At 65.5% G+C, this 26,979-nt stretch carries 26 protein-coding genes; 15 read left to right on the forward strand and 11 right to left on the reverse strand.

Annotated elements, in window-relative coordinates:
- Nucleotides 1-316 precede the first annotated feature (316 nt).
- The 6 genes from nrdH to E3T47_RS08035 all read left to right on the forward strand — a co-directional run bounded on the left by nrdH (nucleotide 317) and on the right by E3T47_RS08035 (nucleotide 7,001).
- The gene (gene nrdH / locus E3T47_RS08010; RefSeq protein ID WP_035880942.1) at nucleotides 317-550 is read left to right on the forward strand and encodes a glutaredoxin-like protein NrdH; all 234 of its coding nucleotides are present in this window, start codon (nucleotides 317-319) and stop codon (nucleotides 548-550) included.
- A gap of 72 nt (nucleotides 551-622) precedes the next feature.
- A complete protein-coding gene (nrdI, locus tag E3T47_RS08015) occupies nucleotides 623-1,027 on the forward strand; it encodes a class Ib ribonucleoside-diphosphate reductase assembly flavoprotein NrdI (protein WP_134555553.1) in 405 nt (134 codons plus the stop codon).
- 29 nt (nucleotides 1,028-1,056) lie between these two features.
- Complete coding sequence (gene nrdE / locus E3T47_RS08020) at nucleotides 1,057-3,162, forward strand: class 1b ribonucleoside-diphosphate reductase subunit alpha (protein ID WP_134555673.1); 2,106 nt, start codon at nucleotides 1,057-1,059, stop codon at nucleotides 3,160-3,162.
- A 48-nt stretch (nucleotides 3,163-3,210) separates the two neighbouring features.
- Nucleotides 3,211-4,185: a class 1b ribonucleoside-diphosphate reductase subunit beta gene (nrdF, locus tag E3T47_RS08025; RefSeq protein WP_134555554.1), complete on the forward strand. Its 975-nt coding sequence runs from the start codon at nucleotides 3,211-3,213 to the stop codon at nucleotides 4,183-4,185.
- A 54-nt stretch (nucleotides 4,186-4,239) separates the two neighbouring features.
- Nucleotides 4,240-5,673, forward strand: coding sequence for an FAD-binding oxidoreductase (locus E3T47_RS08030; RefSeq protein ID WP_241982075.1), 1,434 nt, complete (start codon nucleotides 4,240-4,242; stop codon nucleotides 5,671-5,673).
- A complete protein-coding gene (locus E3T47_RS08035; RefSeq protein WP_134555555.1) occupies nucleotides 5,670-7,001 on the forward strand; it encodes a class I SAM-dependent methyltransferase in 1,332 nt (443 codons plus the stop codon). The genes E3T47_RS08030 and E3T47_RS08035 overlap by 4 nt, the downstream gene beginning before the upstream one ends.
- Nucleotides 7,002-7,088: 87 nt before the next feature.
- Here the strand turns inward: E3T47_RS08035 and E3T47_RS08040 are convergent, their stop codons facing one another.
- The 4 genes from E3T47_RS08040 to E3T47_RS08055 form a co-directional block, all read right to left on the reverse strand.
- A complete protein-coding gene (locus E3T47_RS08040; protein ID WP_134555556.1) occupies nucleotides 7,089-7,586 on the reverse strand; it encodes a universal stress protein in 498 nt (165 codons plus the stop codon).
- A gap of 152 nt (nucleotides 7,587-7,738) precedes the next feature.
- A complete protein-coding gene (locus E3T47_RS08045; RefSeq protein WP_134555557.1) occupies nucleotides 7,739-9,214 on the reverse strand; it encodes an MFS transporter in 1,476 nt (491 codons plus the stop codon).
- Between the two features lie 393 nt (nucleotides 9,215-9,607).
- A complete protein-coding gene (locus E3T47_RS08050) occupies nucleotides 9,608-10,384 on the reverse strand; it encodes an MBL fold metallo-hydrolase (RefSeq protein WP_134555558.1) in 777 nt (258 codons plus the stop codon).
- A gap of 65 nt (nucleotides 10,385-10,449) precedes the next feature.
- Nucleotides 10,450-11,505, reverse strand: coding sequence for a 2,3-butanediol dehydrogenase (locus E3T47_RS08055; RefSeq protein WP_134555559.1), 1,056 nt, complete (start codon nucleotides 11,503-11,505; stop codon nucleotides 10,450-10,452).
- Between the two features lie 195 nt (nucleotides 11,506-11,700).
- Between E3T47_RS08055 and E3T47_RS15860 the strand changes: the two genes are divergently transcribed.
- A complete protein-coding gene (locus E3T47_RS15860; protein ID WP_166805660.1) occupies nucleotides 11,701-12,525 on the forward strand; it encodes an NUDIX hydrolase in 825 nt (274 codons plus the stop codon).
- A 42-nt stretch (nucleotides 12,526-12,567) separates the two neighbouring features.
- Here E3T47_RS15860 and E3T47_RS08065 read toward each other — a convergent pair whose 3' ends face one another.
- The 3 genes from E3T47_RS08065 to E3T47_RS08075 all read right to left on the reverse strand — a co-directional run bounded on the left by E3T47_RS08065 (nucleotide 12,568) and on the right by E3T47_RS08075 (nucleotide 15,710).
- On the reverse strand, nucleotides 12,568-13,497 hold the full coding sequence (locus E3T47_RS08065; protein WP_134555560.1) for a hypothetical protein: 930 nt from the start codon (nucleotides 13,495-13,497) through the stop codon (nucleotides 12,568-12,570).
- A gap of 118 nt (nucleotides 13,498-13,615) precedes the next feature.
- The gene (locus tag E3T47_RS08070; RefSeq protein ID WP_134555561.1) at nucleotides 13,616-14,491 is read right to left on the reverse strand and encodes a universal stress protein; all 876 of its coding nucleotides are present in this window, start codon (nucleotides 14,489-14,491) and stop codon (nucleotides 13,616-13,618) included.
- Between the two features lie 163 nt (nucleotides 14,492-14,654).
- Nucleotides 14,655-15,710, reverse strand: a complete 1,056-nt coding sequence (locus E3T47_RS08075; protein ID WP_134555562.1) for a zinc-dependent alcohol dehydrogenase family protein — start codon at nucleotides 15,708-15,710, stop codon at nucleotides 14,655-14,657.
- Nucleotides 15,711-15,943: 233 nt separating this feature from the next.
- On the opposite strand from E3T47_RS08075, the gene E3T47_RS08080 reads away from it, so the two are divergent.
- Both E3T47_RS08080 and E3T47_RS08085 read left to right on the forward strand, forming a co-directional pair.
- Nucleotides 15,944-16,798 carry a universal stress protein gene (locus E3T47_RS08080; RefSeq protein WP_134555563.1) on the forward strand — a complete coding sequence of 285 codons (855 nt, stop codon included), beginning with the start codon at nucleotides 15,944-15,946 and terminating at the stop codon, nucleotides 16,796-16,798.
- Between the two features lie 67 nt (nucleotides 16,799-16,865).
- The gene (locus E3T47_RS08085) at nucleotides 16,866-18,644 is read left to right on the forward strand and encodes a GAF domain-containing sensor histidine kinase (RefSeq protein ID WP_241982076.1); all 1,779 of its coding nucleotides are present in this window, start codon (nucleotides 16,866-16,868) and stop codon (nucleotides 18,642-18,644) included.
- Here E3T47_RS08085 and E3T47_RS08090 read toward each other — a convergent pair.
- Together E3T47_RS08090 and E3T47_RS08095 are read right to left on the reverse strand one after the other, a co-directional pair.
- Complete coding sequence (locus E3T47_RS08090; RefSeq protein WP_134555565.1) at nucleotides 18,544-19,191, reverse strand: response regulator; 648 nt, start codon at nucleotides 19,189-19,191, stop codon at nucleotides 18,544-18,546. The two genes, E3T47_RS08085 and E3T47_RS08090, sit on opposite strands and share 101 nt — an antisense overlap.
- Nucleotides 19,192-19,297: 106 nt before the next feature.
- Nucleotides 19,298-19,606, reverse strand: a complete 309-nt coding sequence (locus E3T47_RS08095) for a metal-sensitive transcriptional regulator (protein WP_134555566.1) — start codon at nucleotides 19,604-19,606, stop codon at nucleotides 19,298-19,300.
- A 102-nt stretch (nucleotides 19,607-19,708) separates the two neighbouring features.
- On the opposite strand from E3T47_RS08095, the gene E3T47_RS08100 reads away from it, so the two are divergent.
- The 5 genes from E3T47_RS08100 (at nucleotide 19,709) to E3T47_RS08120 (ending at nucleotide 24,568) form a co-directional block, all read left to right on the forward strand.
- Nucleotides 19,709-19,930 carry a heavy-metal-associated domain-containing protein gene (locus tag E3T47_RS08100; protein ID WP_134555567.1) on the forward strand — a complete coding sequence of 74 codons (222 nt, stop codon included), beginning with the start codon at nucleotides 19,709-19,711 and terminating at the stop codon, nucleotides 19,928-19,930.
- A complete protein-coding gene (locus E3T47_RS08105) occupies nucleotides 19,930-22,158 on the forward strand; it encodes a heavy metal translocating P-type ATPase (protein WP_134555568.1) in 2,229 nt (742 codons plus the stop codon). Before E3T47_RS08100 ends, E3T47_RS08105 begins: the two co-directional genes overlap by 1 nt.
- 169 nt (nucleotides 22,159-22,327) lie before the next feature.
- Complete coding sequence (locus tag E3T47_RS08110) at nucleotides 22,328-23,992, forward strand: FAD-dependent oxidoreductase (protein ID WP_134555569.1); 1,665 nt, start codon at nucleotides 22,328-22,330, stop codon at nucleotides 23,990-23,992.
- Nucleotides 23,989-24,291, forward strand: coding sequence for a rhodanese-like domain-containing protein (locus tag E3T47_RS08115; RefSeq protein ID WP_134555570.1), 303 nt, complete (start codon nucleotides 23,989-23,991; stop codon nucleotides 24,289-24,291). Before E3T47_RS08110 ends, E3T47_RS08115 begins: the two co-directional genes overlap by 4 nt.
- A gap of 1 nt (nucleotide 24,292) precedes the next feature.
- Nucleotides 24,293-24,568 carry a metal-sensitive transcriptional regulator gene (locus tag E3T47_RS08120; protein ID WP_134555571.1) on the forward strand — a complete coding sequence of 92 codons (276 nt, stop codon included), beginning with the start codon at nucleotides 24,293-24,295 and terminating at the stop codon, nucleotides 24,566-24,568.
- A 103-nt stretch (nucleotides 24,569-24,671) separates the two neighbouring features.
- Here E3T47_RS08120 and E3T47_RS08125 read toward each other — a convergent pair whose 3' ends face one another.
- Both E3T47_RS08125 and arsB read right to left on the reverse strand, forming a co-directional pair.
- On the reverse strand, nucleotides 24,672-25,076 hold the full coding sequence (locus tag E3T47_RS08125) for an arsenate reductase ArsC (protein ID WP_104131561.1): 405 nt from the start codon (nucleotides 25,074-25,076) through the stop codon (nucleotides 24,672-24,674).
- 25 nt (nucleotides 25,077-25,101) lie between these two features.
- Nucleotides 25,102-26,166 (reverse strand): ACR3 family arsenite efflux transporter, encoded by a 1,065-nt coding sequence (gene arsB, locus E3T47_RS08130; RefSeq protein WP_134555675.1) that lies wholly within the window; start codon nucleotides 26,164-26,166, stop codon nucleotides 25,102-25,104.
- A gap of 147 nt (nucleotides 26,167-26,313) precedes the next feature.
- On the opposite strand from arsB, the gene E3T47_RS08135 reads away from it, so the two are divergent.
- Complete coding sequence (locus E3T47_RS08135) at nucleotides 26,314-26,682, forward strand: ArsR/SmtB family transcription factor (protein WP_134555572.1); 369 nt, start codon at nucleotides 26,314-26,316, stop codon at nucleotides 26,680-26,682.
- Nucleotides 26,683-26,979: the final 297 nt, after the last annotated feature.

The raw sequence follows: 26,979 nt of genomic DNA on the forward strand, positions 1-26,979 counted from the left end.
GATAACCGGGTGTAATTCCGCGGAATGCGGGGAGTTCTGAGTTGCCGGACTGTGTGCAACATGTGGAATGTCGGTGGATAACTACATAATTGTAATTACTGCATGTAGTGGCTCTTGAGCTCGGGGATCACTAGATGTAGTATTAGAACTCTGGTCAGGCTCTACGGTCGGACAGCATACGTGCTCACTTTGCGCGATGATCTGCACCGTAATCTCTGACAAATTCTCGTCCGGGGTCACAGAGTTTTATCGAACATACTTGCGAAGTATGTCGAACAGATTTAGACTTGAACTGCCAAGAAGAAAGGCCATAACCATGGCAATCACCGTTTACACGAAGCCCTCCTGCGTGCAGTGCACGGCGACCTACCGTGCCCTCGACAACAAGGGCATCGAGTATGAGGTGCTCGACCTGTCGGTCGACGAAAACGCCCTGGAGGCCGTCAAGGCTCTGGGCTACCTGCAGGCGCCCGTCGTGATCACCGACGAAGAGCACTGGTCGGGCTTTCGCCCCGACAAGATCAACGCACTCGCTGCCCGCCTCGCGTAGTTCACATCAGCACAAACATCCGCAGGCCCCCACTGGCCCGGATGTCTGGCCCGACCAGAATCGCCTATCCAGATGACTGACATCGTGTATTTCTCGAGTACCTCGGGTAACACTCGTCGGTTCGTCGAGAAACTCGGTCGGAAGGCAGCGCGCATACCGCTGTATGCGCGCGAAAAACCGCTTGTGGCTACGGAGCCGTTCGTGCTCTGCGTGCCCACCTATGGTGGCGGCAGTGTGGGCGGGGCCGTGCCCAGGCAGGTCATCAAGTTCTTGAACAACGAGACCAACCGGTCGCTGATTCGCGGCGTCATCGGCGCCGGCAACATGAACTTCGGTACAACCTACTGCTTGGCCGGCGACATCATTGCCGCCAAGTGCAAGGTGCCGCATCTTTACCGCTTTGAAGTATTTGGAACACCGGATGATGTGCGCATCGTTCACGACGGATTGGAAGAATTTTGGAAACAACAGCCGTGAAGATCACGCCCATCGTTGCCCCCTCGAGCATGGACTACCACTCGCTCAACGCGATGTTGAACCTGTACGGCCCGAACGGGGAGATCCAGTTCGACAAGGACCGCGAGGCGGCCCGCGAGTTCTTTTTGCAGCACGTCAACCAGAACACGGTGTTCTTTCACTCGCTGCGCGAACGCCTGGATTACCTGGTTGAGAAGGAATACTACGAGCAGGCCGTGCTCGACCAGTACTCGTTCGAGTTCATCACGAGCCTGAACGACCTGGCCTACTCCAAGAAGTTCCGTTTTCAGAGCTTTCTCGGCGCGTTCAAGTACTACACCTCTTACACGCTCAAAACCTTCGACGGCAAGCGGTACCTCGAGCGTTTCGAAGACCGCGTCGTCATGACCGCGCTTGGCTTGGCCTCCGGCGACGAGAAGCTCGCCGTCACCCTGGTCGAAGAGATTATCGCCGGCCGTTTTCAGCCCGCGACCCCCACTTTTCTGAACTCGGGCAAGGCCCAGCGCGGCGAGCTCGTCTCCTGCTTCTTGCTGCGCATCGAAGACAACATGGAGTCGATCAGCCGCGGCATCAATTCCTCGCTACAGCTCTCCAAGCGCGGCGGCGGCGTGGCCCTGCTGCTCAGCAACATTCGTGAGGCCGGCGCGCCGATCAAGCAGATCGAAAACCAGTCCAGCGGCATCATCCCCGTCATGAAGCTGCTCGAAGACTCCTTCAGCTACGCCAACCAGCTCGGTGCCCGCCAGGGCGCCGGCGCGGTCTACCTGCACGCGCACCACCCCGATATCATGCGCTTTCTCGACACCAAGCGGGAGAATGCCGACGAGAAGATCCGCATCAAGACGCTCTCGCTCGGAGTCGTCATTCCCGACATCACGTTCGAGCTGGCCAAGAATGACGAGTGGATGTACCTCTTCTCGCCCTACGACGTGGAGCGCGTCTACGGCGTGCCCTTCGCCGACATCTCCGTGACCGAGAAGTACCACGAGATGGTCGACAACCCCCGCATCAAGAAGTCGAAGATGAAGGCGCGCGAGTTCTTCCAGACCCTCGCCGAGATTCAGTTCGAATCGGGCTACCCGTACATCATGTTTGAAGACACGGTGAACGCGGCGAACCCGATCGAGGGCCGCATTAACATGTCGAACCTGTGCTCCGAGATTCTGCAGGTGAACACACCGACGACCTACAACGAGGACCTCTCGTACAACGAGATCGGCAAGGACATCTCCTGCAACCTCGGGTCGATGAACATTGCCCTCGCAATGGATTCCGGCGACCTCGGACGCACCGTCAATGCCGCCATTCGCGGCCTCAACGCGGTGTCCGAGCAGAGCCACATCAGCTCGGTTCGATCCATTGAAGACGGCAACGATCGCTCTCACGCGATCGGCCTCGGCCAGATGAACCTGCACGGCTACCTCGCCCGCGAGCGCGTCTACTACGGCAGCGACGAGAGCATCGACTTCACCAACATTTACTTCTACACGGTGCTGTTCCACGCCCTGCGCGCCTCGAACGCCATCGCCATCGAACGTGGCCGCACCTTCGAAGGCTTCGAAAACTCCACCTATGCCTCGGGCGCATTCTTTGACAAGTACACCGACCAGGTCTGGGAGCCGACGACCGCGCGCGGCGCCGAACTCTTCACCCAGGCCGGGGTATCGATTCCGACGCAGGCCGACTGGGCCGAGCTGAAGGCATCCGTTGTGAAGCACGGAATCTACAACCAGAACCTGCAGGCCGTGCCGCCGACCGGGTCGATCTCGTACATCAACAACTCGACCGCGTCGATCCACCCGATCGCGGCGAAGATCGAGATTCGCAAGGAAGGCAAGCTCGGCCGCGTGTACTACCCGGCGCCGTTCATGACGAACGACAACCTGGACTACTACCAGGACGCTTATGAGATCGGTTCCGAAAAGGTCATCGACGTGTACGCCGCGGCGACGCAGCACGTAGACCAGGGGCTCTCGCTCACCCTGTTCTTCAAGGACACCGCGACCACCCGCGACATCAACCGCGCCCAGATCTACGCCTGGAAGAAGGGCATCAAGACCATCTACTACATCCGCCTGCGTCAGATGGCCCTCGAGGGGACCGAGGTTGAGGGTTGTGTTTCGTGCGCGCTGTGAGTTTGCTAAATGTTCTTTCCATGAACCATGGACAAAGGAATACCGCCAATGATTGACAAGCTCAAGCTGGTCTCGCACGTCGATGCGATCAACTGGAACAGGATCGAAGACGAGAAAGACGTTGAGGTCTGGAACCGACTGACCAACAACTTCTGGTTGCCGGAGAAGATTCCGCTCAGCAACGACATCCAGTCGTGGAACCAGCTCACGCCGGTCGAGCAGCAGCTCACCCTGCGCGTGTTCACCGGGCTGACCCTGCTCGACACGATCCAGGGCACCGTCGGCGCCGTGTCGTTGATTCCGGATGCCATCACGCCGCACGAAGAGGCCGTCTACACGAACATCGCGTTCATGGAATCGGTGCACGCCAAGAGCTACTCCTCGATCTTCTCGACCCTGAGCAACACCAAGGACATCGACGAGGCTTTTCGCTGGTCCACCGAGAACGAGAACCTGCAGAAAAAAGCCTCCATCGTCATGGATTACTACCAGGGTGACGACCCGCTCAAGCGCAAGGTCGCCTCGGTTCTGCTCGAGTCGTTCCTGTTCTACTCGGGCTTCTACCTGCCCATGTACTTCTCCAGCCGGGCGCGCCTGACCAACACGGCCGACCTCATCCGTTTGATCATTCGTGATGAAGCCGTGCACGGCTACTACATTGGCTACAAGTTTCAGAAAGGTCTCGAGAAGGCAACGCAGGAGCGCCGCGACGAGATCAAGGACTACGCCTTCAACCTCGTCTTCGAGCTGTACGAGAACGAGGTGCAATACACGCAAGACCTCTACGACGAGGTCGGTCTGACCGAAGACGTCAAGATGTTCCTGCACTACAACGCCAACAAAGCACTGATGAACCTCGGCTACGAGGCCATCTTCCCGAAGGACGTCTGCGACGTGAACCCGGCGATCCTCTCCGCGCTCTCACCCAACGGCGACGAGAATCACGACTTCTTCAGCGGGTCCGGCTCGTCGTACGTGATTGGCAAAGCCGTGGTCACCGAGGACGACGACTGGGACTTCTAGCGCCGCGTGTGTGACTGGGGAAGGGCGGAGGCTTCGGCCACCGCCCTTTCTGCGTTGCCTGTCCAAGTACGGGTCGCGGCGGATGCCGCGCGGGACTATCGTGACGGCGTGCCCGCTGCTGTGCTCATCGCCCGGAGCGCTCACGCCGCCGGCGTGCAGCGCCTTCTGGCGAGCTATCGCGCCGTCCCGATGACGGCCCCGATTCGCCTGGCCAAGCGCACGTCGAATCTGTTCCGAACCCGAACGAAGGCCCATGTTTCAGGCCTCGATGTGTCGGGGTTGACGAACGTCATCGCTGTTGACACGGCGGCGCGAACGGCCGACGTGGCCGGCATGTGTACCTATGACGACCTTGTTGCAGCGACGCTGCGCCACGGGTTGGTGCCGTTGGTCGTACCGCAGCTGAAGACCATCACCCTCGGTGGCGCGGTGACCGGCCTCGGCATCGAGTCGACGTCGTTCCGCAACGGTCTGCCGCACGAGTCGGTACTGGAAATGGACATCCTCACTGGCGGCGGGGAGATGATCACCGCATCGCCCGGCCAGAACGCCGACCTGTTCCGCGCCTTTCCCAACTCGTACGGGACGCTGGGCTATGCGGTGCGTTTGCGCATCGAACTCGAACCCGTCAAGCCGTTCGTCGCCCTCACCCATGTGCGATTCCACTCGCTCGTCGACCTGGTCGCGGCGATGGACGGCATTCTCGAGACCGGCCGCCTCGACGGAGTTCTCGTCGACTACCTCGACGGCGTGGTGTTCAGCGCCGACGAAGGCTACCTCTGCGTGGGTCGGCAGACCAGCGCGCCCGGCCCCGCCAGCGATTACACCGGCCAGGAGATCTACTACCGCTCCATGCGACACGACCGCGGCGCGACGGATGATCGCCTCACCATTCACGACTACCTGTGGCGCTGGGACACCGACTGGTTCTGGTGCTCCGAAGCGTTCGGCGCGCAGCATCCGCTGATACGAAGGGTCTGGCCCGGGCGCTTCCGGCGCAGCAGCTTCTACGGAAAGCTGATGAAGCTCGAACAGCGGTTCCACATCGGCGACCGTATCGAAAAACTGAACGGCCGGCCGCCCCGCGAGCGAGTCGTCCAAGACGTCGAGGTGCCGATCGCGCGATGCGCGGAGTTTCTGGACTGGTTTCTAAACAACATACCGATCACGCCGATCTGGCTGTGCCCGCTGCGCTTGAGAGGCGATGACTACTGGCCGCTCTACCCGATCCGGCCCCAGCAGAACTACGTCAACGTCGGCTTCTGGTCGACGGTACCGGTTGGGTTCAGCGACGGGGCGACGAACCGGTTGATCGAATGCAAGGTCGGCGAATTCGACGGGCACAAGTCGCTGTACTCCGACTCGTATTACTCGCGGCCGGAGTTCGACGAACTCTACGGCGGGGACAGCTACCGAGCCGCGAAGAAGCGATACGACCCCGGATCCCGGCTCCTCGACCTCTACTCCAAGGCGGTGCAACGACGATGACCACGTTCAAGGATCGTGCGACGAAAGCGACGAAAGCGACGGACGCGACAGCAGGAAAATTCACCCTCGCCCAGGTGCTGGAGATTCTGGCCGGCGGTCGCCTCCCGGTGCGATTCACCGCCTACGACGGGAGCGCAGCCGGACCGCAGGGCGCACCGTTCGGGCTGGATCTCCTAACCCCGCGCGGCACGACCTACCTCGCCACGGGCCGCGGCGACCTCGGACTGGCCCGCGCCTATATCGCCGGCGACCTCGACCTGCACGGCGTACACCCCGGTGATCCCTATGAGCTGCTCAAAGCCCTCGCCGACAGCCTGGACTTCACTCGGCCACCGGCGCGAATGATGGTGGACATCATCCGCTCTATCGGTGTGCGGCAGCTGCGCCCGATCGCACCGCCGCCGGAGGAAGCAATGCCGCGCTGGCGCCGTGTTGCCGGGGGGCTCCGGCACAGCGAAACGCGCGACGCCGAGGCGATCCGCCACCACTACGACGTCTCAAACCGGTTCTACGAGTGGGTGCTCGGGCCGACGATGACCTACACCTGCGCCTGCTACCCCCGCAGCGACGCATCCCTCGATGAGGCACAGGAGAACAAATACCGGCTCGTGTTTGAGAAGCTGGCGCTGTTGCCGGGTGACCGCCTGCTTGACGTCGGGTGTGGCTGGGGCGGCATGGTGCGCTACGCCGCACGCCGCGGCGTGCTCGCCACCGGAGTGACGCTGTCGCGTGAGCAGACCGCGTGGGCGCAGCGGGCCATCGCCGAGGAGGGCCTAAACGATTTCGCGGAGGTTCGCCACGGCGACTACCGCAACATCACCGAAACCGGCTATGACGCGGTGTCGTCAATCGGGCTGCTCGAGCACATCGGAGTGCGCAACTACTCGTCGTACTTCGACTTTCTGCAATCCAGGCTGCGCCCCGGCGGTCTTCTGCTCAATCACTGCATCACGCGGCCAGAGAACCGAACCGAACCGGCGCCCCGCGGGTTCATTGATCGCTATGTCTTTCCGGATGGTGAGCTCACCGGCTCGGGCCGGATCATCAGCGAAGCGCAGGATGCGGGGCTCGAGGTGCTGCACGAGGAGAACCTGCGCCAGCACTACGCGCTGACGCTGCGCGACTGGTGCGCCAACCTCGTCGAGCATTGGGACGAGGCGGTCGCCGAGGTTGGCCTCCCCACCGCGAAAGTGTGGGGGCTGTACATGGCGGGCTCACGGCTCGGGTTCGAAAGTAACGGGATCCAGCTGCATCAGGTGTTGATGGCCAAGCCCGACGAGGGTGTCGGTTTCGGTGCGCTGCCGCTGCGGCCGTGGTGGACACCGTAGCTATATTCGCTGGGAGCGGATGCGGCGGGCCGGCCTGCGACGACGGGCCGCGGCTCGCGTGAACGCGAAGAATGGTCGCGCGGATGATCAGGCGGGGTCCCAGGGCAGGGCCTGGTCAGACGGAACCGGGGCAAGCGGAATCACGACCACCGGACGATGCTGACGGTGCGCCAGTTGCACCGCCACCGAACCGTTGATGAACTCCTGCAGGCTGGCCCGCAACGTCGCCTCCCTGGTTCCGACCACGATCATCGCCGCATTGAGCGTGTCGGCCAGGTCGCCAAGGGCTTGGGCCGGATTACCGACCAGGGCACGGGTGCTCCAGGTGAGACCGCGTCCGTCGAGGAGCGCGGCCAGGCGCGCCGCGAGATCCGGGTCGAATCTCTCCTCTGCACGCTCGGGCGAGTCCGCAGTCAATGGCAGACTCGTCATCGTGCCGTAGCCCAGGTCGTAGACCTGGTACTGGCCGGCGTCAACGGCTGCGCACACCAGATCCGCGTTGAAACGCGCCGCGAACATGGCCGCCTGCTGCACGACGGTGTCCGGCTGGCCGGTCACCACCCCAACAATCACGCACGCGCTCATGCTGCACTCCCTTGTCTACGGCGCCCGGCAGGCGGACAGGCGGACAGGACCGACTGTCGCACCTCGACTCACGGCCAGCATGGCAGATTCCGCCCCGATTCGCCGTTTACCAAGGTGGAGATTTTCGTTCATCGGCGAAGACCTGTCTGCGTTCAGGCCTTCGGTAGGGCCGACGTTTCAGCTCGGTGTCCGAACAGGTCGACCAGGGCGAATACCAGGGCAACGGCGACGAGTACCAGCGCGACCAGGATTCCGTTGAGGAAGCCGTCACGAAACACCTGCACGCGGTCGGGCTGGCTCGCCTCCGCGTACAACGTTGCGTAGAAGGTCGAGATTATCGCCGCGACTCCGATGGCCGTTCCCACCCGCTGACCCACCTGGGCCATCGACCCGGCGACGCCGCCCTGCGTGACTGGAACCTCGGTCAGGGTGAGCGTCTGGTTCGGCGAGATGACGAGGCCGCCGCCGACACCGGTCATCGTCATGGCTGCCGCGATCAGCCACGGTGCGAGGCCTACCGAGGCGAATAATCCCGCCAGTAGAACGAGCACGAAGCCGATCATGACGGTGACCAGGCCGAGAGCGACGAGCTGGCGGCCCCAACAAAAGACCAGGCGACCGCCGATCCACGACGTTACCGCTGAGGCGAGGGCAAAGGAGATGCTCACCATTCCGGCGAAGACGGGCTCAAGCCCAAGGCCCTGTTGCAGAAAAAGGGTGACCAGCAGAAAGTACGGCGGAATCGCCGCAAAATAGGCCGTGGTGATCAGTATCCCGTTGCGATAGGAGGCCGTGCGAAAGAGCGCGAAATTCACAACGGGTGACTTACCGATGTGCTGGTACCGCCGTTCCCACCAGAAGAACGCGGCGCCGGAAAGACCGAACACAATCAGCCAGAACCAGCGGCGGGGGTCATCCGTTGGGGCGCCGGTCGTCAGTACGAACGGAAGCATGAGGCCGAGAGTGGCGATTCCCAGCAACAGGATGCCGACGAGGTCGAGCCCCGTGCGTTCTCGGGCATGACTCTGGCGTTTCGGAAGCACTCGCATCGCGAAGAAGAGTGCCAGAAGACCCAGCGGCACGTTCATCCAAAACGACAGGCGCCAGCCGTTATCGGGGCCGCCAACGGCGATCAGGAGGCCACCCAGGGTCGGTCCGAAGGCCGTCGAAACTCCGATGACCGCTCCAAACAAGCCGAAGGCGCGCCCTCGTGCCGCGCCTTGGAACAACTGTTGGATTAGTCCGAGTACCTGCGGCATCTGTATTCCCGCAGCAATTCCCTGCAGGATACGCGCCACTATCAGGAATTCGATCGTGGGCGCGAGCGCGCACAGGATGCTTGCAACCGTGAAGGAGCTGAGGCCGACAATGAACATGAGTCGCCGGGAATGGATGTCGCCCAGCCGACCGGACGGTACCAGCGCGAGCCCAAAAGCGAGTGCGTAACCAGCGACGATGAGCTGGAGTTCGGTGGTACCACCGCCGAGCGACTGCTCGATGGCCGGTAACCCAACATTTATCTTGGACAGGTCGAGAATTGTCAGTGAAGCAACTCCGACGCACACCCAGAAGGCTTGCCGCTTCGACCTGTCGGCATGCTCGGAGACGGGAGGAGTGATCTTCGGCATGGTCCATTGATTCTAGATCCAGGGTCACAGGCCAGTACGGTGTGCGGCACGCGGACTACCTGGACTGGCCTCTAGGTGCCGTCGCGTAAGCGGATACCGGGCCAAAACCCGGCTCGCCGCTCACGGCGCGTGCGTGCCACACAGGCGCCGGAGGCTTCGGGCGGATAGGGTTCAACAAGGAGTTATCTCCCGGTTTCACGTGATTGGAAAATGCACCATGGCCCAAAACCCCAAACAAAGCAACAAGGTTGCACGAACCGCCAGCTCGGGGATCAGAAATACCCGGTTCAGTGCTGCAGCAGACACTGCCGCTGCGCGAGCCCGCGCCCTGGCGGCCCGGGCCCTTGAGAACAAGAAACCCGGCAAGTAGACTCGCGAGCTCGGTCAGCTCGGTCAGCGCGGTTCGCGCAGGTAGGCCAGCTGCGCGCGAACAGATGCCTCCGCGGCCAACCGCACCGCGGCATCCATTTGAGCGTAAACGAGATCGGTGACCTCGGCCACCGTCGCCTCAGAACCGAACGTGGCGAGGGCAGCTCGCACCTGGTCGAGTCGTTCGTGGCGATGCGCGAGGTAGGCCGTGCAGATGGCCGCAAGGTCGGGCAGTATCGGGCCGTGCGCGGGCAGCACGGTGGCCGGCCCGAGCGCGCGCAGCGCCTCGAGCGAGGCCAGGTAGTCGGCGAGGGCGCCGTCGATGATCGACGTTCCACGGCCAAGAATGGTGTCGCCGGTGAGCACCGAGCCGGTGAGGCCGTCGCCGGGCAGATGTAAACAGATCGAGTCGTCGGTGTGCCCGGGCGTGGCCACAACGCGGATGCTGGTACCAGCGGCTGAGAGCTGCTCCCCATCGACGAGAGGGTCACCGTTCACGCAATAGGCGGGATCAAACGCACGTATAGGGGCGTTGGTGAGCGCCGCGAATCGTTCGCTTGCCGCCGTGTGGTCGGCGTGTCGGTGCGTGATCAGCACAAGCTCGACCCGGCCGGAAGCGGCGAGCGTGGACAGGTGGCCCTCGTCAAGCGGCCCGGGGTCGACGACGACAATCGAGCGCGAGTCCGGTGCACCGATCAGATAGGTGTTGGTGCCGTCGAGAGTCATCGGACCGGCGTTTGGCGCGAGCAGGCTGCGGGTGAGCGGGCTCGTGCGCTGCGGGCGGGCGCTATCGTCGGGCATAGCTCGCAGCTTAGCGACTGCCACGACCGGTACCCCGATGCGCGAGGTGCCGCTGCCAGCACTAATCAGGGGTGCACGATGATCTTGACCGCGGTCTCGTTGTGGTTGATCAGGGTGTCGAAGCCTTCGGTGATCAGATCGTCGAGCGCGATGCGCCCGGTGATGAACGGCGCCAGCTTGACCCGGCCGTCCTGCACGAGCTTGATGGTGGCCGGGTGATCGCGCACATAGGCAATCGTTCCGCGCAGGTCGATCTCCTTGAGTACGAGTTTCTGCATGTCGATGCTGGCCGGCTTGCCCCAGATCGACACGTTGACGATGACACCGGCAGGCCGCACCGCGTCGAACAGCTGGCCCAGCACGACATTGACGCTCGTGCACTCGAAGCAGACGTCGGCGCCGTTACCGCCCGTGAGTTCGTGAACCCGGGCGACGACGTCTTCCTGGCTGGGATCGAGCACGTAGTCTGCCACCCCGGTGACTCGCGCCTTCTCCTTGCGAGCCTCGCTGAGCTCGGACATGATCACGGTCAGGCCCTCGGCCTTGAGCACGGCAGCGACGAGCAGTCCGATCGGGCCGGCCCCGCCGATGAGGGCGACATCGCCGGCTTTCGCGCCACTGCGCACAAAGGCGTGGTGCGCAACGGAGAGCGGCTCGATCAGCGCCGCCTCATCCAAGGGGATATCGCCGATGGCGTGCACCCAGCGGCGGTCCACGACGACCTTCTCGCTGAGTCCGCCGCCTCCGCCAGCCAGGCCGATGAAGCCCATCTTCGTGCAGAGGTGGTAGTTGCCGGCCAGGCAGGGGCCGCACTCGTTGCAGACGAAATACGGTTCGACCACGACGTTGTCTCCGACCGCGAGGTCGGACACACCCTCGCCGAGTGCGGTGACCGTGCCCGAGAACTCATGGCCGAGCGTGACCGGTTCTTCCTCGTGCGAGAGAGGGTGTGGGTGTCCCTCGGCCGGAATGAAGATCGGGCCTTCGAGGTACTCGTGCAGGTCTGTGCCGCAGATGCCGCACCAGGCCACGTCGATCGCGACGGCTCCCGGTCGAAGGGTGGGTTCCGGAATCTCCTCGATGCGAATGTCTGCTGGGCCGTGAAAACGAGCTGCCTTCATGATGCGTCACTACTCCTTGACTCCGGAGACGCGGTGCAGCGACGGTGCCCTCGTGGCAGGGTGCGGTACGTTCCGGCTTACTTTCAGCGTACTCGCCGGATTTCGGTGCCGCGTCGGGGGCTGCCGTTAGGGTGGGGGAAAGCGCGGCCGACCCGGCTTCACGAGATAGCACGAGACCATGACGAGGACAGCGCAATGACGCGAGAGGCAGAGTCCGGCTCGCCACCGATCCCCGAAACACCGATCGGAGTGGCCGCGACGGTCGTGCTGCTGCGCGACAGCCCAGAGGGTCCCGAGGTGCTGCTGCTCGAACGTCCGCGCCATCGCGGATCGTTCGCCGGCGCGTGGGTGTTTCCGGGCGGTGCGGTAGACGCCGCCGACCGATTGCCGACGGATGCCGCGGCCCCGGCCGGCCGCACAGCGACCGCCGTCGAGTCGGTCGGTCCTGCGATCGACCCCGCCAACCCGAACGCCTTGGCCGACTCGGTCGACCCGAATGCCGAGGCCCGGGCCGAGGACGTCGAGCAGCTCGCCGCCCGCCGCGCCGCCGTGCGTGAGGTATGGGAGGAGACCGGGCTGCAGGTGTCTTCCGCTGCGCTCGTCGCGACGGCGCTGTGGGTGCCCCCGTCGAGTGTCCCGAAGCGGCTGCGCACCTGGTTCTACGTGACGACGGCCCCGCCCGGCACCATCGTGCTCGCCGAGGACGAGGTCATCGACTACGCCTGGCTGCGGCCGGCTGCGGCGCTGGAGCGGCACGCATCCGCTGTGCTGACGCTAGTGGCACCGACCTGGGTAACCCTGCACGGGCTGCAGGGGCACGGGTCGGTGGCCGAGATCGTGGCGAGTGCCCGACAGCGTGGGCTCGCGCACTACGAAACCCGGCTCGGTGCGAGCGAGCGCGGGCCGGTGCTGTTCTGGGCCGGCGACGTCGCCTACGACGACGACGCGCTCGCCGACCAAGCCGGCGGGAGGCACCGCCTTGAGATCGGCCGGGTGCCGTGGCTGTACACCGCGAACTGAGCGGAAGCGGGTGCGGCGGCGCGAGCTGGCCGCCAGCGCGAGCTAGCCGCCAGCGCGAACGTTCGGCAGCAGCGATGAGGGCGCGCAACCCTGGCCGTCGACGAAGTTGAGGCAGTCGTCGAAGATGACCGGGAACGTTTCAAGGGTCGAATCTCCGAACCAATCGTTGTAGAACAGCCAGAAATTGAGGTTGCCGTAGGTGGAACAGGCGTCGCCCTCGTCGCCGGCGTTCTCGACGGCCACGGGGTTGGGCTGGTACGGCGTGTAGTTGTACAGGTTGGCGGTGGCCTGGTTGTCGATGACCACGGCGGAGGCCCCGCACTCGGCATTGGGGTTGAAACCGACGTCGACAGAACCGATCTGGAAGGCCCGGTCGGGCTCCTGCGTGTACTGCCGAAACTGCCAGGCCGCGTTGTAGACCTGGTTGAAGAATCCGAAGTACTGGGCGTCGCAGTCCGCGGTGTCCGGGCAGCCATAGCCGGTGGCGCGCAGGTAACCGGATGCCGTGGGCCGGGTCAACAGCGACTGCTCCTTCTGCAGCAGCACCAACAACACCTCGGGGCTGATCGTGCAGGCCGCCGCGATCTTCGCGATGATGCGAGCGGCCGTCTCGTTCTCGGCACCGACGTAGGGCAGGCAGTGGCCATCGCCCTTGGCCGGTTGGCTGGTCGTCGTCTCGCGGTACTCCCAGAGGCACGGCACGTCGTCGCTCGGGCGGCAGGATCGCTCCTCGAGGAAATCCTGAATCTGCACCGCGGTGAGGGCGTCGGGGTTGAAGAAGTTGTAGTCGCTGATGATGAAGCCGGGGTCGAACGTAGCCGGGTCGCTGGCTGCCGGGATAGCGGTTGCCGGCAGCGGTGCCGCGGTGACCGACGTCGCCGGCAGTGCGATGAGCGTCGCTGCAAGCCCGAGCAGGGCCATCCCGGTCGCCAGAACGCGCAGGAGACGACGGGGTAGCGCGAAGGAGCTCATATCAAAACCCTAACCGCCCCGGTCGGCACGTGCTTGGGAAGCTAGCGTGGCCTTAGGTGCCGGCTTCCCGAACGAGTGCCGCGAGCCCCCGATTGAGAAGCACGACCAGCGAACCCGGTCAGGCGTGCGGAGCCGGGATGACCACCATGGGCGACTGGATATTCAGCACGATGGAGTGGCTCACCGAACCGAGCAGCATTTTCGACATGCCCTTGAGCCCGTGGTCGCCGATGACGAGCAGCGCGGCCCCGCGGGCGGCGTCGAGCAGCGCCGATTGCGGAGCGCCGCGCACGAGCGAGGCCCGAATGCCGAGCGCTGGGTAACGCCGGGAGGCCGCGAGCAGCGCCTCGTCGAGGATGCGCCGGTGCGACGATTCGAGCGTCTGCAGAAACTGGGCGTCGGGTTCGGTCGTGTCGCGCCAGACCAGCGGTTCCTGCCAGGCGTGGATGGCGTGCAGCTCTTGGCCGGTGCGATCAGCCTCGGCTGCGGCGAAGTCCACCGCGGCGTTCGATGCCGCCGATCCGTCGACGCCGACCACGATGCCGGAGTGGTGCTTGCTGTCACCCTCCGGGATGATCGCAATCGGTCCATGGGCCGACCCGGCCAGCCGGGCTCCCATCGACCATTCGTAGCGCAGGGTCGACCCGCGACGGCGGTGCGTTCCGACGACGACGAGGGTGTCGGTTCCGCTCAGGGCGCGCAGCTCGGTGATCGGGTCGCCGGAGCGCAGGTCGGCGTGCACGGTAAGAGTCGGATACCGGGCGCTCACCCGGTCGACGGCGTCCTTGAGTACCTCCCGCGCCCGCTCCGTGGCGGACTCCTCCGTGAAGTAATCGGCCGACGACACCGTGCGGTCGAGGATGCGCACAAGGGTGAGCTCGCCACCGCTGCTGCCACCGCTGGAGCGGGCGAGCGACCAGTCCAGGGCAGCCCTGGCGGGTTCCGAACCGTCCCAGGCCACCACCGTCTGGCTCCGTGTGAGTGTGTGCGTCATGAGCTCAATCCCTTCTCCGGCGGCGGGCCACGAGCGGGAATGCCGTGTGAGCGTCACCAACGATTATTCTTCACGATAGCCATGGCCGCCGCCCCCGAGTAGGGCCTTAAGTCACCTTCAAGTCGGCAATGCCGAACGGATGCCGCGGCCCGGCCGCAGCTGACTAGCGGGAAATGACGACCTTGAGTGCCTTCGTTTCGGCCGCACGACCGAAGGTGTCGTAGGCCTCGAGAAACTGATCGAAGCTGAAGTGGTGCGTGGCCAGTTTCTCGGCCGGCAGCTTCTTGCTCGCAACGAGTTTCAGCAGCATCTTCGTGGTGTTGGCGTTGACCAGACCCATGCTGATGTTGATGTTCTGGATCCAGAGTTCTTCGAGGTGCAGGTCGACCGGCTTGCCGTGCACGCCGACGTTGGCGACGTTGCCGCCCGGGCGCACGATCTGGGTGGCCATGGTGAAGGTCTGCGGAATGCCGACGGCCTCGATGGCGACGTCGACGCCGGCGCCGTCGGTGAGGGCGAGCACCTGCTCCTTCCAGTCCGCTGCACCGGAGACGACCGTGTCGGTCGCACCGAAGTCGCGGGCCCGTTCGAGGCGGTTCTCGTCGAGGTCGATCGCGATGATGGTCGCCGCACCGTAGAGACCGGCGGTGGCGATCGCGGCGAGGCCCACCGGGCCGGCACCGATCACGGCGACGACATCGCCGGGCTTGACCCGGCCGTACTGCACGCCGATCTCGAAACCGGTCGGCAGGATGTCGCTGAGCATGACGCCCTGGTCGTCGCTGACGCCCGCCGGCAGCTTGTGCAGGGAGTTGTCGGCGTAAGGCACGCGCACAAACTCGGCCTGGGTGCCGTCGATGAGGTGGCCGAAAACCCAGCCGATGCCGGAGGCGCCCTCGTCGCCGAGGCAGTGCGAGTACAGCCCGCTGCTGCAATTGCTGCAGTGACCGCAGCTCTTAATGCAGGAGATGATGACCCGGTCGCCGACCCTCAGGTTGCTCACCGCCGAGCCGACCTCGGTGATCGTGCCGACGCCCTCATGGCCGAGGATACGCCCGACCGTAACGGCGGGAACGTCGCCCTTGAGTATGTGCAGGTCGGTGCCGCAGATCGTGGTGGTGTCCACGCGCACGATGGCATCGGTCGGACTCTGCAGGGTCGGGTCGGGAACATCGGTCCAGCTTTTCAGGCCGGGGCCGCCATAGACAAGTGCCTTCACGAGGATCTCCTTGAGTTGAGAATGGGGGCGGGCAAACCACCCGTCAGAGCCACGGTACGACCGACGAGCCGATGCGACTAGGGCCGAAAGTCCCGTAGCGCCGCCACGAGGATTGTGCGGCTAATCGGGACTTCCGGCCCTATTCGCGAGCGGCGCTGACTGACAGGATGAGGTGGAGGCGATGGGGCACCAGCTCGGGGCCCGCCCTTTCGATTTCAGAACGAGGTAGAGCAATGAACCGGATGATCGTGGTCGGCATCAACGAATCGGCTGCCGGCGAGACCGCCCTGGCGTGGGCAATGCACCGGGCCGAGAACGTCAAGAGCCCGGTGACCCTCATGCACACGGTGTACGAAACCTGGCTGGCCGACGGCTACGGCTACTACGACTCCATTCTCGACGCCGAGAAGAAGCTGCTCGCCGACGCGGGCGTTCGTGCTGCGGCCCTCGCCCCGACGGTTGTCGTTCACACCGAGCTGCGTACCGGCAGTGCACCGCGCGTGCTCAGCGAGCTGTCGAAGGATGCCGACCTCATTGTCGTCGGCACCGACCGTAAGAGCCGGGTCGAGGGTGAACTGTTCGGCAGTGTCAGCCTGCAGATTGCCGCGCTCGGTACCTGCCCGGTCGCCGTGATCCCGTCGTTGCCCGAGAGCGAGCGAACCGGGGTCTATGTCGGCGTCGACGGCTCGGCCGACTCGGTGGCCGCAGTGGCCTTCGCCGCGGCCGAGGCTGACCGCACCGGCCAGGAGCTGTTCGCCCTCTACGCGGTGCACCTGCCGACTCGTCGCGTGCTGCGCAGTATTCCTGCCGACGCCGTGACCGAGCGCATGGAAGAGGAACGCGTCGTTCTCGCGGAGTCCGTGGCGGGCCTCAGCGCACGCTATCCCGACCTCGTGGTGCACCAGGTTCTCGAGACCGACGAATCGCCGGCCCGGGCGCTCGTCGCTGCGGCCCGGCACGCCCAATTGCTCGTCGTGGGCAGCCGCGGTCGCGGGTCGCTGCAGCGCCTGCTGATGGGGTCGGTCAGCCATGAGGTGCTCCTGCACATCACCTGCCCGACAATTGTGACCAGAACCACTCATAAGTAAGGTCGCCACCCGCCAAATCGTGCCAAGGTTAGAGCCTCAGTTGGTTTCGTGGTTGGGGATGAGAACAATGACGGATCAGACTGCCGCCGAACTTGCCCTCACCCAGGATCGTATGCGCGGCCTACTCGACGCCGTCGTGTCGGTGGCCGAAGACCTCAGCCTCGAAGCGGTGCTCGAACGCGTCGTCACCGCGGCCTGCCAACTCGTGCAGGCCCGGTTCGGTGCCCTCGGCGTGATCGGCGCACACCAGTCGCTCAGCCACTTCGTCACCGTGGGCTTCGACGAGGAGACCATCCGCAATGTGGGGGCGCTGCCGGTCGGGCACGGCGTGCTCGGCCTGCTCATTCGAGAACCGCACCCCATTCGCCTGCATGACCTGCATGATCACCCCGACTCCTTCGGTTTTCCGGCCCACCACCCGCCGATGAAGTCGTTTCTCGGAGTGCCGGTGCGGGTGCGCGACACGGTGTTCGGCAACCTTTATCTCACCGAGAAGGAGGGGGGCGGTGACTTCACCGACGAAGACCAGGAACTGGCCGTCGCGCTCGCCGCGGCAGCCGGAGTCACGATCGAGAACGCCCGACTCTATGACGAGGCTCGCGGCCGCTCGCGGTGGCTCGAAGCGGTCGCCGAAATGGGCCGTGACCTGCTGCGATCGGTCGACGGCGACGAAGACAACGGGCTCGGTCTTGTCGCCGAGCGAGTCCTCGAAGCTTCCCGCGCCGAACTGGCCGTGATCGGGTTTCCCACCGGCAACAGCCTGTTCTGTGCGGCTGCAGCCGGCGCGACAGGGTCTCAGGCGTCTGCGCGCGCCCTGACCGGCACGACCGTGCTTCTGCAGGCCGACGTTTTGCGCGAGCTGCAGGTGACCGGCCGGTCCGCCCTGCTCGCCGGGCCGCCGCTGTACACAGCGCCATTGCAGGCAGCGGATGCCGCGCCCGACCCCGCCGCGCACTGGTCGCACCTGGGGTCCACCCTCATTGCCGCGCTCGGGCCGGCCGGCGACGGGCAGGGAGTGATCCTGCTGTCGCGCGCGCCGGCATCCGCTGGCTACAGCCTGACCGATGTGGAGATGAGCGCGGTCTTCGGCACCCAGGTGTCGCTCGCGCTCGAACTGGCCTCGGTGCATCGCATGCGCGAAGAACAGGCCGTGCTCGGTGACCGCGACCGCATCGCCCGCGACCTGCACGACCTGGTCATTCAACGGCTGTTCGCCGCCGGGCTGAGCATGCAGAGCCTGCGGCGGTTCACCAACGATCCGACCGCCCTCGACCGCATCAACGCCGTCACCAACGAGCTCGACGACACGATTCGGGAACTGCGCGACACGATTTACTCACTGCGCGGAATGGCGCAGGACACCGGCACGCTCAGCAGCCGCATCCTGGCCGTGATCAAGGAGGGGGCGGCAAGCCTGCCGTATGCGCCGCGCATCCGCTTGTCTGGACCGATCGATGCGCCGCTCACCGACGAGCTGAGCAGCAGCCTGCTCGCGGTCATCTCGGAGGGACTCAGCAATGCTGCTCGGCATTCCCAGGCGAGTTCGATCGACATTTCGGTCGATGCCGACGCTGATCGCATCAAACTCGTCATCGCCGACAACGGTAGTGGCTTCAGCAAGTCCGCCCGGCGCAGCGGCCTCGACAACCTGAAGGAGCGTGCGGCGCTGCTGGGCGGCAAGTTCTCGGTGCGCAGCGTTGTGGGCGAGGGAACCCGGCTGCGTTGGTCGGCGCCGGTGCCGGAGGTTACCGTAGGTGTTCGTCTCCACGTTTCGCAACGTACACGGCAGCTTGGGTTCGGCGCTGAAAATCCAGCTTCGCCAGCATCGACGACACATAGTTTTTGACCGTCTTCTCGGCGAGGAACATGGTCTGACCGATTTCACGGTTGGTCAGGCCCTCGCCGATCAGGTCGAGCACCTTACGCTCCTGTGCGGTGAGTGAAGCGAGTCGAGCGTCTTGCGGGTCTGCCAGCCCGGCGATGATGCTGGCCTTGATCGCCGGATCGAACAGGGAATCGCCGGCCGCCGCGTGTCGGATCTTGCCCAGCAGGTCGGTGCTGCGAATCTCTTTCAGTACGTAGCCGGCCGCACCGGCGAGTACCGCACCGCGCAGGGCCTGCTCGTCGTCATAGCTCGTGAGAATGAGGCATTGCACTGACGGGTCGACGGACCGCACATCGCGGCAGACCTCGATGCCAGTGCCGTCGGGCAGGCGGGCGTCGAGAATGGCCACATCGGGGCGCAGTTGCAGAATCAACAAAGTCGCCTCGGCGGCCAGGCCGCTGTCAGCGACAACGTCGAAGCCCTCGCCCTCGAGCAGTTCGCGCAGGCCGCGGCGCACCAGTTCGTGGTCGTCGAGAATGAAGACGCGAATGCGGTCGGGCGTGTTCATGGGGTCCTTCCCGGCCGGGCGCGGTGCCGGCGGCCGGTGCTTGGTTGGTGTCCTCCCAGTGTTGCGCTCGGGCTCACCCGGCGACTAGGGCCAAAGGTCCGGTCCTTTAGGAGCGCACCAACCGCGCGATGGCGGCGGATGCCTCCTGTAGCTTGGCTTCGGCCTCGGCACCGCCGGCCATGGCCGCGTGCAGAACGCAGTGGTTCAGGTGGTCGTCGAGCAGGCCGAGGGCGACCGATTCGAGCGCGCTCGTCATGGCCGAGATCTGGGTGAGGATGTCGATGCAGTACTTGTCGTCGGTGACCATGCCCTGCAGGCCGCGGGCCTGGCCCTCGATGCGGCGCAGGCGCTTGAGGTAGGCGTCCTTGTTGGAGATGTAGCCGTGCGGGCCGTCGTGGGTTTCTGACTCGTTCATGACATTTACTGTACCCCCTTGGGGTATAGTAGGGAATGGTACCCCCAAGGGGTATATTCGAATGAACACCCATTCGAGGGCAGAAGACAGTGAGGCATAACCATGAGCACCACGACCACCTACGGCGTTGACGGAATGACCTGCGGCCACTGCGTCGCGAGTGTGACCGAGGAGATCGGGCTCATCGCGGGCGCCGAATCCGTCACCGTGGAACTGGTCAAAGGCGGCACCTCGCAGGTGACCGTCACGAGTGATGTTCCGCTGGACCACGCTCTCGTCGCCGCGGCCACCGAGGAGGCGGGCTACCAGCTGGTAGCCGCCTGATGTCTGCCGGCCAACAGGTCGACCTGCTCGTCGGGGGCATGACCTGCACCTCGTGCGCCGCGCGCATTGAGAAAAAGCTCAACCGGATGCCCGGGGTCGCCGCCACGGTCAATTACGCCACCGAAAAGGCCAGCGTTTTCGTACCCGCCGGCACGAGCGTCGACGACGCCATCAAGACCATCGAAGCGACCGGCTACACGGCAGTGTTGCCGGTTGCGTTCGTCGCGCCGGAAGATGCCGCTTCCCTCGAGGTTACGGCCCTGCGCCAACGCCTGCTCGTCTCCGCCGCGCTGACCCTGCCGGTCGCGGCCCTGTCGATGATCCCGGTGTTGCAGTTCACAAACTGGCAGTGGCTTGCACTGACGCTCGCGGCCCCGGTCGCGGTCTGGGGGGCCTGGCCGTTCCACCGCGCCGCCTGGGTCAACGCCCGCCACGGCGCCGCAACCATGGACACCCTGGTCAGCGTCGGCGTGCTCGCCGCCCTCGGCTGGTCGCTCTACGCCCTGTTCTTCGGCATGGCCGGGATGGCCGGCATGACCATGAGCTTCACCTTCTCGGCCACCCCGGGAAGTGGCGCCGACGAGATCTACCTCGAGGTGGCATCCGCTGTGACGGTGTTCATTCTGGCCGGGCGCTATGCGGAGGCGCGGGCCAAGCGCAACTCCGGCGCGGCGCTACAGGCGCTGCTTGAGCTCGGCGCGAAAGAGACCACGCTGCTGCGCGACGGCGTCGAGAGTCGCATCAGCACCGCGCTGCTCGTGGTCGGTGACCAGTTCGTCGTGCGGCCGGGGGAGAAGGTCGCGACCGACGGAATGATCGTGGACGGAGTGAGCGCCGTCGATGCGAGCCTCCTCACCGGCGAATCGGTGCCGATCGAGGTGCGGCCGGGCGACAGCGTTGTCGGAGCGACCCTGAACTCCGGCGGGCGACTCGTAGTGCGGGCGACGCGGGTTGGTGCCGATACCGAACTGGCCCAGATCGGCCGGCTGGTGGAGCAGGCACAGACCGGCAAGGCGGCGGTGCAGCGCCTGGCCGACCGGGTCTCGGGCATCTTTGTGCCGATCGTGATCATTCTTGCCCTCGCCACGCTGGCCGGCTGGCTGCTGGTCGGCGCCGGGGCTTCAGTCGCGTTCACGGCGGCCGTGGCGACGCTGATCATCGCCTGCCCGTGCGCGCTCGGGCTGGCCACCCCGACCGCGCTGCTCGTGGGCACCGGGCGTGGCGCGCAGCTGGGTATTCTGATCAAGGGGCCGCAGGTTCTGGAATCCACTCGGCGGGTCGACACGATCGTTCTCGACAAGACCGGCACCATCACGACCGGGCGCATGATGCTCTCGACCGTCGACGTGCACGAGTGTGGTTCCAGCGACGAGCTGCTGCGGTTGGCGGGGGCGGCGGAAAGCGGGTCGGAGCATCCGATCGCGCGGGCGATCACTGCGGGCGCCGTGTCGCGGCTGGGTTCGGTGCCCGCTTCGTCGGCGTTTGCCTCTGAGCAGGGACTGGGCGTGCAGGCCACTGTCGACGGCCGCGAGGTTCTGGTCGGGCGGCCCTCGTGGCTCGTCGAGCGGGGGTTTGTCGTTCCGATCGAGATGCAGGCTGTGCTGGGCACCGCCGAGGCCCTCGGCAGGACGGCCGTCATGGCGGCCTGGGAGGGGCAGGTGCGGGGCGTGCTCACCGTCGCCGACACCGTGAAGCCTACGAGCGCTGCCGCGATCGCCCGGTTTCGCACGCTCGGGCTGACGCCGCTGCTCGTGACCGGCGACAATCTCGCCGTGGCGCAGAGTGTCGCGGCCGTGTGTGGGATCAGCGACGTCACCGCCGGGGTGCTGCCCGCCGACAAGGCGCGGATTATTGCGCGGCTGCAGGCCGAAGGCCACGTGGTCGCCATGGTCGGCGACGGCGTGAACGATGCTGTCGCTTTGGCCACCGCTGACCTCGGCATTGCGATGGGGTCGGGCACCGACGTGGCCATCGAGGCGAGCGACCTCACGCTCATGCGCAGCGATCTGCTCGCCGCAGCGGACGCTATCCGCTTGTCTCGGCGTACCCTCACGACGATCAAGGCCAACCTGTTCTGGGCCTTCGCCTACAACGTCGCGGCGATTCCGCTCGCAATGGCCGGGCTGCTGAACCCGCTTATCGCCGGGGCCGCGATGGCACTGTCGTCGGTCTTCGTGGTGACGAACAGCCTGCGCCTGCGCGGGTTTCGGGCGCTGCCCGTCGCCTGAGTTGTGTGTGTTCGCGGTTTGTGCGCACGGGGCCCGGGATGCGGGCCCAGTTCATAGACCGGGCCCGAGTTCACAAGGTGGGCCCGGGCGAGCGGATTCGCCGCCGCTGCCGCGCCGCGAAGAGTTGTGTGCACATACCCCTTAGGGTATCCTTTTCTCGGAGGCAAAAGTGAAAATCATCATCGTAGGAGGAGTTGCGGGCGGAATGTCGGCGGCAACGAGGTTGCGGCGGCTCGACGAGACGGCCCAGATCATCGTGTTCGAGCGCGGCCACTACGTCTCGTTCGCAAACTGTGGCCTTCCCTATTTCGTGGGGGGAATCATCCGTAATCGTGGTGATCTGCTGTTGCAGACCCCCCAATCGCTCGGAGCCCGCTTCGCCCTCGACGTGCGCGTCGACACCGAGGTCGTGCGGATCGACCGCACTGCCCAGACCGTCTCGGTGCGCAATGTACTCACCGGCGACGAGAGCATCGAGCACTACGACCGCCTCGTGCTCGCCGCCGGAGCGTCGGCCCGGTCCGGTGCCACCGGCAGCACCATTCCCACGTATACGCTGCGCACGGTCGATGACGTCGACCGCATCACCGCGGTTCTCGCTGAAGCGGGCGCGGCATCCGCTGTCGTCATGGGCGGCGGCTTCATCGGCCTCGAGGCCGTCGAAAACCTCGTGCACCGCGGCGTGCACGTGACCCTCGTGCAGCGCGGGCCCCAGATCTTCACCCCGCTCGACCCCGAGATGGCCGCGCCCGTTCTCGACCGGGTGCGCGAACGCGGCGTCGACGTGCGCCTGAACACGACCGTGACCGGTACTGCAGGGGCCGGTACCGTCATCCTCAGCGACGGCACGACCGTGCCCGCCGACCTCGTGATCGACGCGAGCGGCGTGCGGCCCGACGTGACCCTCGCCGAGCAGGCTGGCCTGCGCATCGGCGAGAGCGGCGGCGTCTGGGTCGACGGCACCCAGGCCACGAGTGATCCGCTTATCTTCGCAGTCGGTGACGGTGTCGAGAAAATGGATGCCGTCGACGGCTCCGGCACGCTCGTCACCATGGCTGGACTCGCGAACCGCCACGGCCGCTCGGTCGCCGACAGCATCGCCGGCAACACCGAGCACGCCGCTCCGGCTCTCGGCACCGGAATACTCGGGATCTTCGGCCTCACTGTGGCCCTCGTCGGGTGGAGCGAGAAACGCCTCGTCGCCGCCGGACGCGCCCACCGCATAGCGCACACCCACCCCTCCAACCACGCGGGCTACTTTCCCGGCGCGGAGGGCATGTCGATCAAGTTGCTCATCGACGCCGAGTCCGACGCCATCCTGGGCGCGCAGATCGTGGGCGGTGCGGGCGTCGACAAGCGCATCGACGTGCTGGCCGTGGCGATGGCGGCGGGGCTCGGCGCATCCGCTTTGACGCGTCTCGAGCTCGCCTATGCGCCGCAGTATGCCTCGGCGAAAGACCCGATCAACCAGCTCGGCTACGTCGCCGACAACCTCGCGCAGGGCACGAGCGTGAACCTGCAGTGGCACGAACTGGAAGCGGCGCGGGCGGCGGGCGCCGTGCTCGTCGACGTGCGTTCGGCCGAAGAATTCGCGGCGGGCAGCATCCCGGGCGCGCTCAACGTGTCACTCGATGAGTTGCGCGCTCGTCTCTTCGAACTGCCGCGAGTGCCGCTGATCGTGCACTGCCAGGTCGGACAGCGCGGGCACACCGCCGCGCGCATTCTGACCGAGAGCGGTTTCGATGCGCAGAACCTCGACGGCGGTTACCGCACCTGGCTCGCCGGAACGTCTAGCCTTATGGCTTCCCCCATTGCTGAAAGGGTCCTCGTATGAAAGAGATCACCGTAGCCGAGCTGTTTGCGCTCCCCGACCCCGTCGTCATCGACGTGCGCGAGCTGTGGGAATACGAAGCCGCCCACGTGCCCGGCGTCGTGCACATTCCGATGGGGGAGGTCGTCGCACGAATCGGTGAGATTCCAGCGGATGTGCCGGTGCATGTCATCTGCGCCGTCGGCGGTCGCAGCGCGCAGGTGGCCGAGTACCTCGCGGCCCACGGCCATGACGCCGTGAACGTTGCCGGTGGCACCGGGGCCTGGCAACAAGCCGGGCTTCCGACTGAGCAGGGGGCTTGAGATGACGATCTCCGAAGACACCCGGGCGGCCGAGCAGAAGAAGATCCTGAACCGGTTGCGGCGGGCGCAGGGGCAGCTGACCGCCGTCATCGCCGCGGTCGAGGCTGGCGGCAACTGCCGCGATGTCGTGACCCAGCTCGCCGCGGTGTCGAGCGCGCTCGACAAAGCCGGCTTCGTCATCGTGTCGACCGCGATGCGTGACTGCATCGCGAACCCCGACAGCGAGAACTCGCTCACGGTGCCCGAGCTCGAGAAGTTGTTTCTGACGCTCGCGTAGCGTTTTCAACCGGGGCCTGCGCGCGCTGGGCCCGGGCCGAAAGGCGACTCAGGCGGCGGCGGTCACGCCGAGTCCAACCCGCATCTCAGGCCGGGGAGCATGCCTAGGCCTCGACCGGCAGGATCTCGGCGAGCAGCGCCTCGATGCGCGCCTTGATCTCATCGCGAATCGGGCGCACGCTCTCGATGCCCTGGCCGGCCGGGTCGTCGAGCTTCCAGTCTTCGTAGCGCTTGCCGGGAAAGATCGGGCACGCGTCGCCGCAGCCCATGGTGATCACGACGTCGGACTGCTTGACCGCCTCGGTGGTGAGGATCTTCGGCACGTTGCCGGCGATATCGATGCCCTCTTCGGCCATCGCCGCGATCGCGACCGGGTTGATCTGGTCCTTCGGTTCGGAACCGGCCGAGAGCACCTCGACGCGACCCTGCGACAGGGCGGTCAGAAAACCGGCGGCCATCTGCGAGCGTCCGGCGTTGTGCACGCAGACGAACAATACGGAGGGTTTCATGGAACTCTTCTTTCTTGGGGGTGGACTAGACGAGAGCGGATGCCGCGGCCGGCGTCGGCACGTCGGCCGGCGGCATCCGCCTGGCAAACAGGCGGGGCTTGAGCCAGAGCGCTACGTAGACGAGGGCGACGAGGGCCGGAACCTCTATCAGCGGGCCGACGATGCCGGCCAGGGCCTGGCCGCTGAGGGCGCCGAAGGTGCCGATCGCGACGGCGATGGCAAGCTCGAAGTTATTGCCGGCGGCGGTGAAGGCGAGCGTTGTGGTGCGCTCGTACGTCATGCGCAAGAGCCGCCCGGTGAAGAACCCGACCAGGAACATTACCGCGAAGTAGACCAGCATCGGCAGCGCGATCCGCGCGACATCGCCGGGGTGGTCGATGACCTGCTGGCCCTGCAGGGCGAACAGCATGACGATCGTGAACAGCAGGCCCCAGAGGGCGAACGGGCCGACCCGGGGCAGGAACTTCGCCTCGTACCAGTCGCGACCGCGGCGCGCCTCGCCGATGCGGCGCGACAGGTAACCGGCCAGCAACGGTATGCCGAGGAACACCAACACGCTCGCGGTGATCGCCCAGATCGAGAACTCGGCGCTCGTCGTCGGCAGGCCGAGCCAGGCCGGCAGTAACTGAAGGTAGAACCAGCCGAGGGCACCGAACGCCACGACCTGGAACACCGAGTTGACGGCCACGAGAAAGGCGGCGGCTTCGCGGTCGCCGCAGGCGAGGTCGTTCCAGATCAGCACCATGGCGATGCAGCGGGCGAGGCCCACGATGATCAGGCCGGTGCGGTACTCCGGCAGGTCGGGTAGAAAGATCCAGGCCAGGGCGAACATGAGCGCCGGGCCGATCAGCCAGTTGAGCAGCAGGGAGGAGGCCAGAAGGCGCTTGTCGGAGGCGACAACGCGGGCATCCGTGTAGCGCACCTTGGCGAGAACCGGGTACATCATGACGAGCAGCCCGATGGCGATCGGCACGCTGATCGACCCGATCGTGAACGCGTGCAACAGGTCGCCGACGGCCGGCACGAACACGGCGAGGAGCAGCCCGAGGCTCATGGCGGCGAGGATCCAGACCGGCAGCAGCCGGTCCATCGCGCCGAGTCGGGTGGGGGCAGGCGCCGTAATGCTCACGAATCTCCAAAGTGTTGACGACAGCGACTCGCGGTAACATTGATCGGTGTCGATGCCTACGCTAGAACAATACATCGACCAATGTCAATCTAAGGAGAGTGTGTTCACGTGACGTTTACCCAGATCCTGCCCTTGACCGACATCTCTGGCGTTTCACCAGCGGATGCCTGCTCCTCCCCGCTGGCCCGCACGGCCATCGCCCCGGAAAGCGCAGACGCCCTCGCCCGCTCGCTCAAGGCCCTCTCCGACCCCGCCCGGCTGCGCATCATCTCGATCGTCTCCGCTCACGCCGACCAGGAAGCCTGCGTCTGTGACCTGACCGACCAGCTCACACTGAGCCAGCCGACCATCTCGCACCACCTCAAGGTGCTCGTTGACGCGGGGTTCCTGACCCGCGCCAAACGTGGCACCTGGTCCTACTACAGCCTCGTGCCCGGCTCGCTGGGTTCTGTCGCCGGGGTGCTCGCGGCGGTCTGACCCGCGGCTATCTGGCACGCCGCCTTCGTTCCCGAACCGCGACCCGGGTGGCCCCCTCCTTTCGATCGAAGCGCGGCCATACTGGCTACAAAGCAGCCCTGCCGACGGCAGCCTGTTGATGCTGGCGGGCGCCTCCTGTGTCGAGCTGCCGTGCAAGTCCGCCGAAAGAGGCATGTATTCTGGCCACGGCGCCGGATCGCGTCGCAGCATCCGCTCGAGTTGACTGCGGCCAATGGTTCTTGCCGATTGTGGCAGAAACCGCAACGATCAGGCAGGTGAACCATCGACACGATCACG

The organism is Cryobacterium ruanii (genome assembly GCF_004404055.1).
Classification (GTDB): Bacteria; Actinomycetota; Actinomycetes; order Actinomycetales; family Microbacteriaceae; genus Cryobacterium; species Cryobacterium ruanii.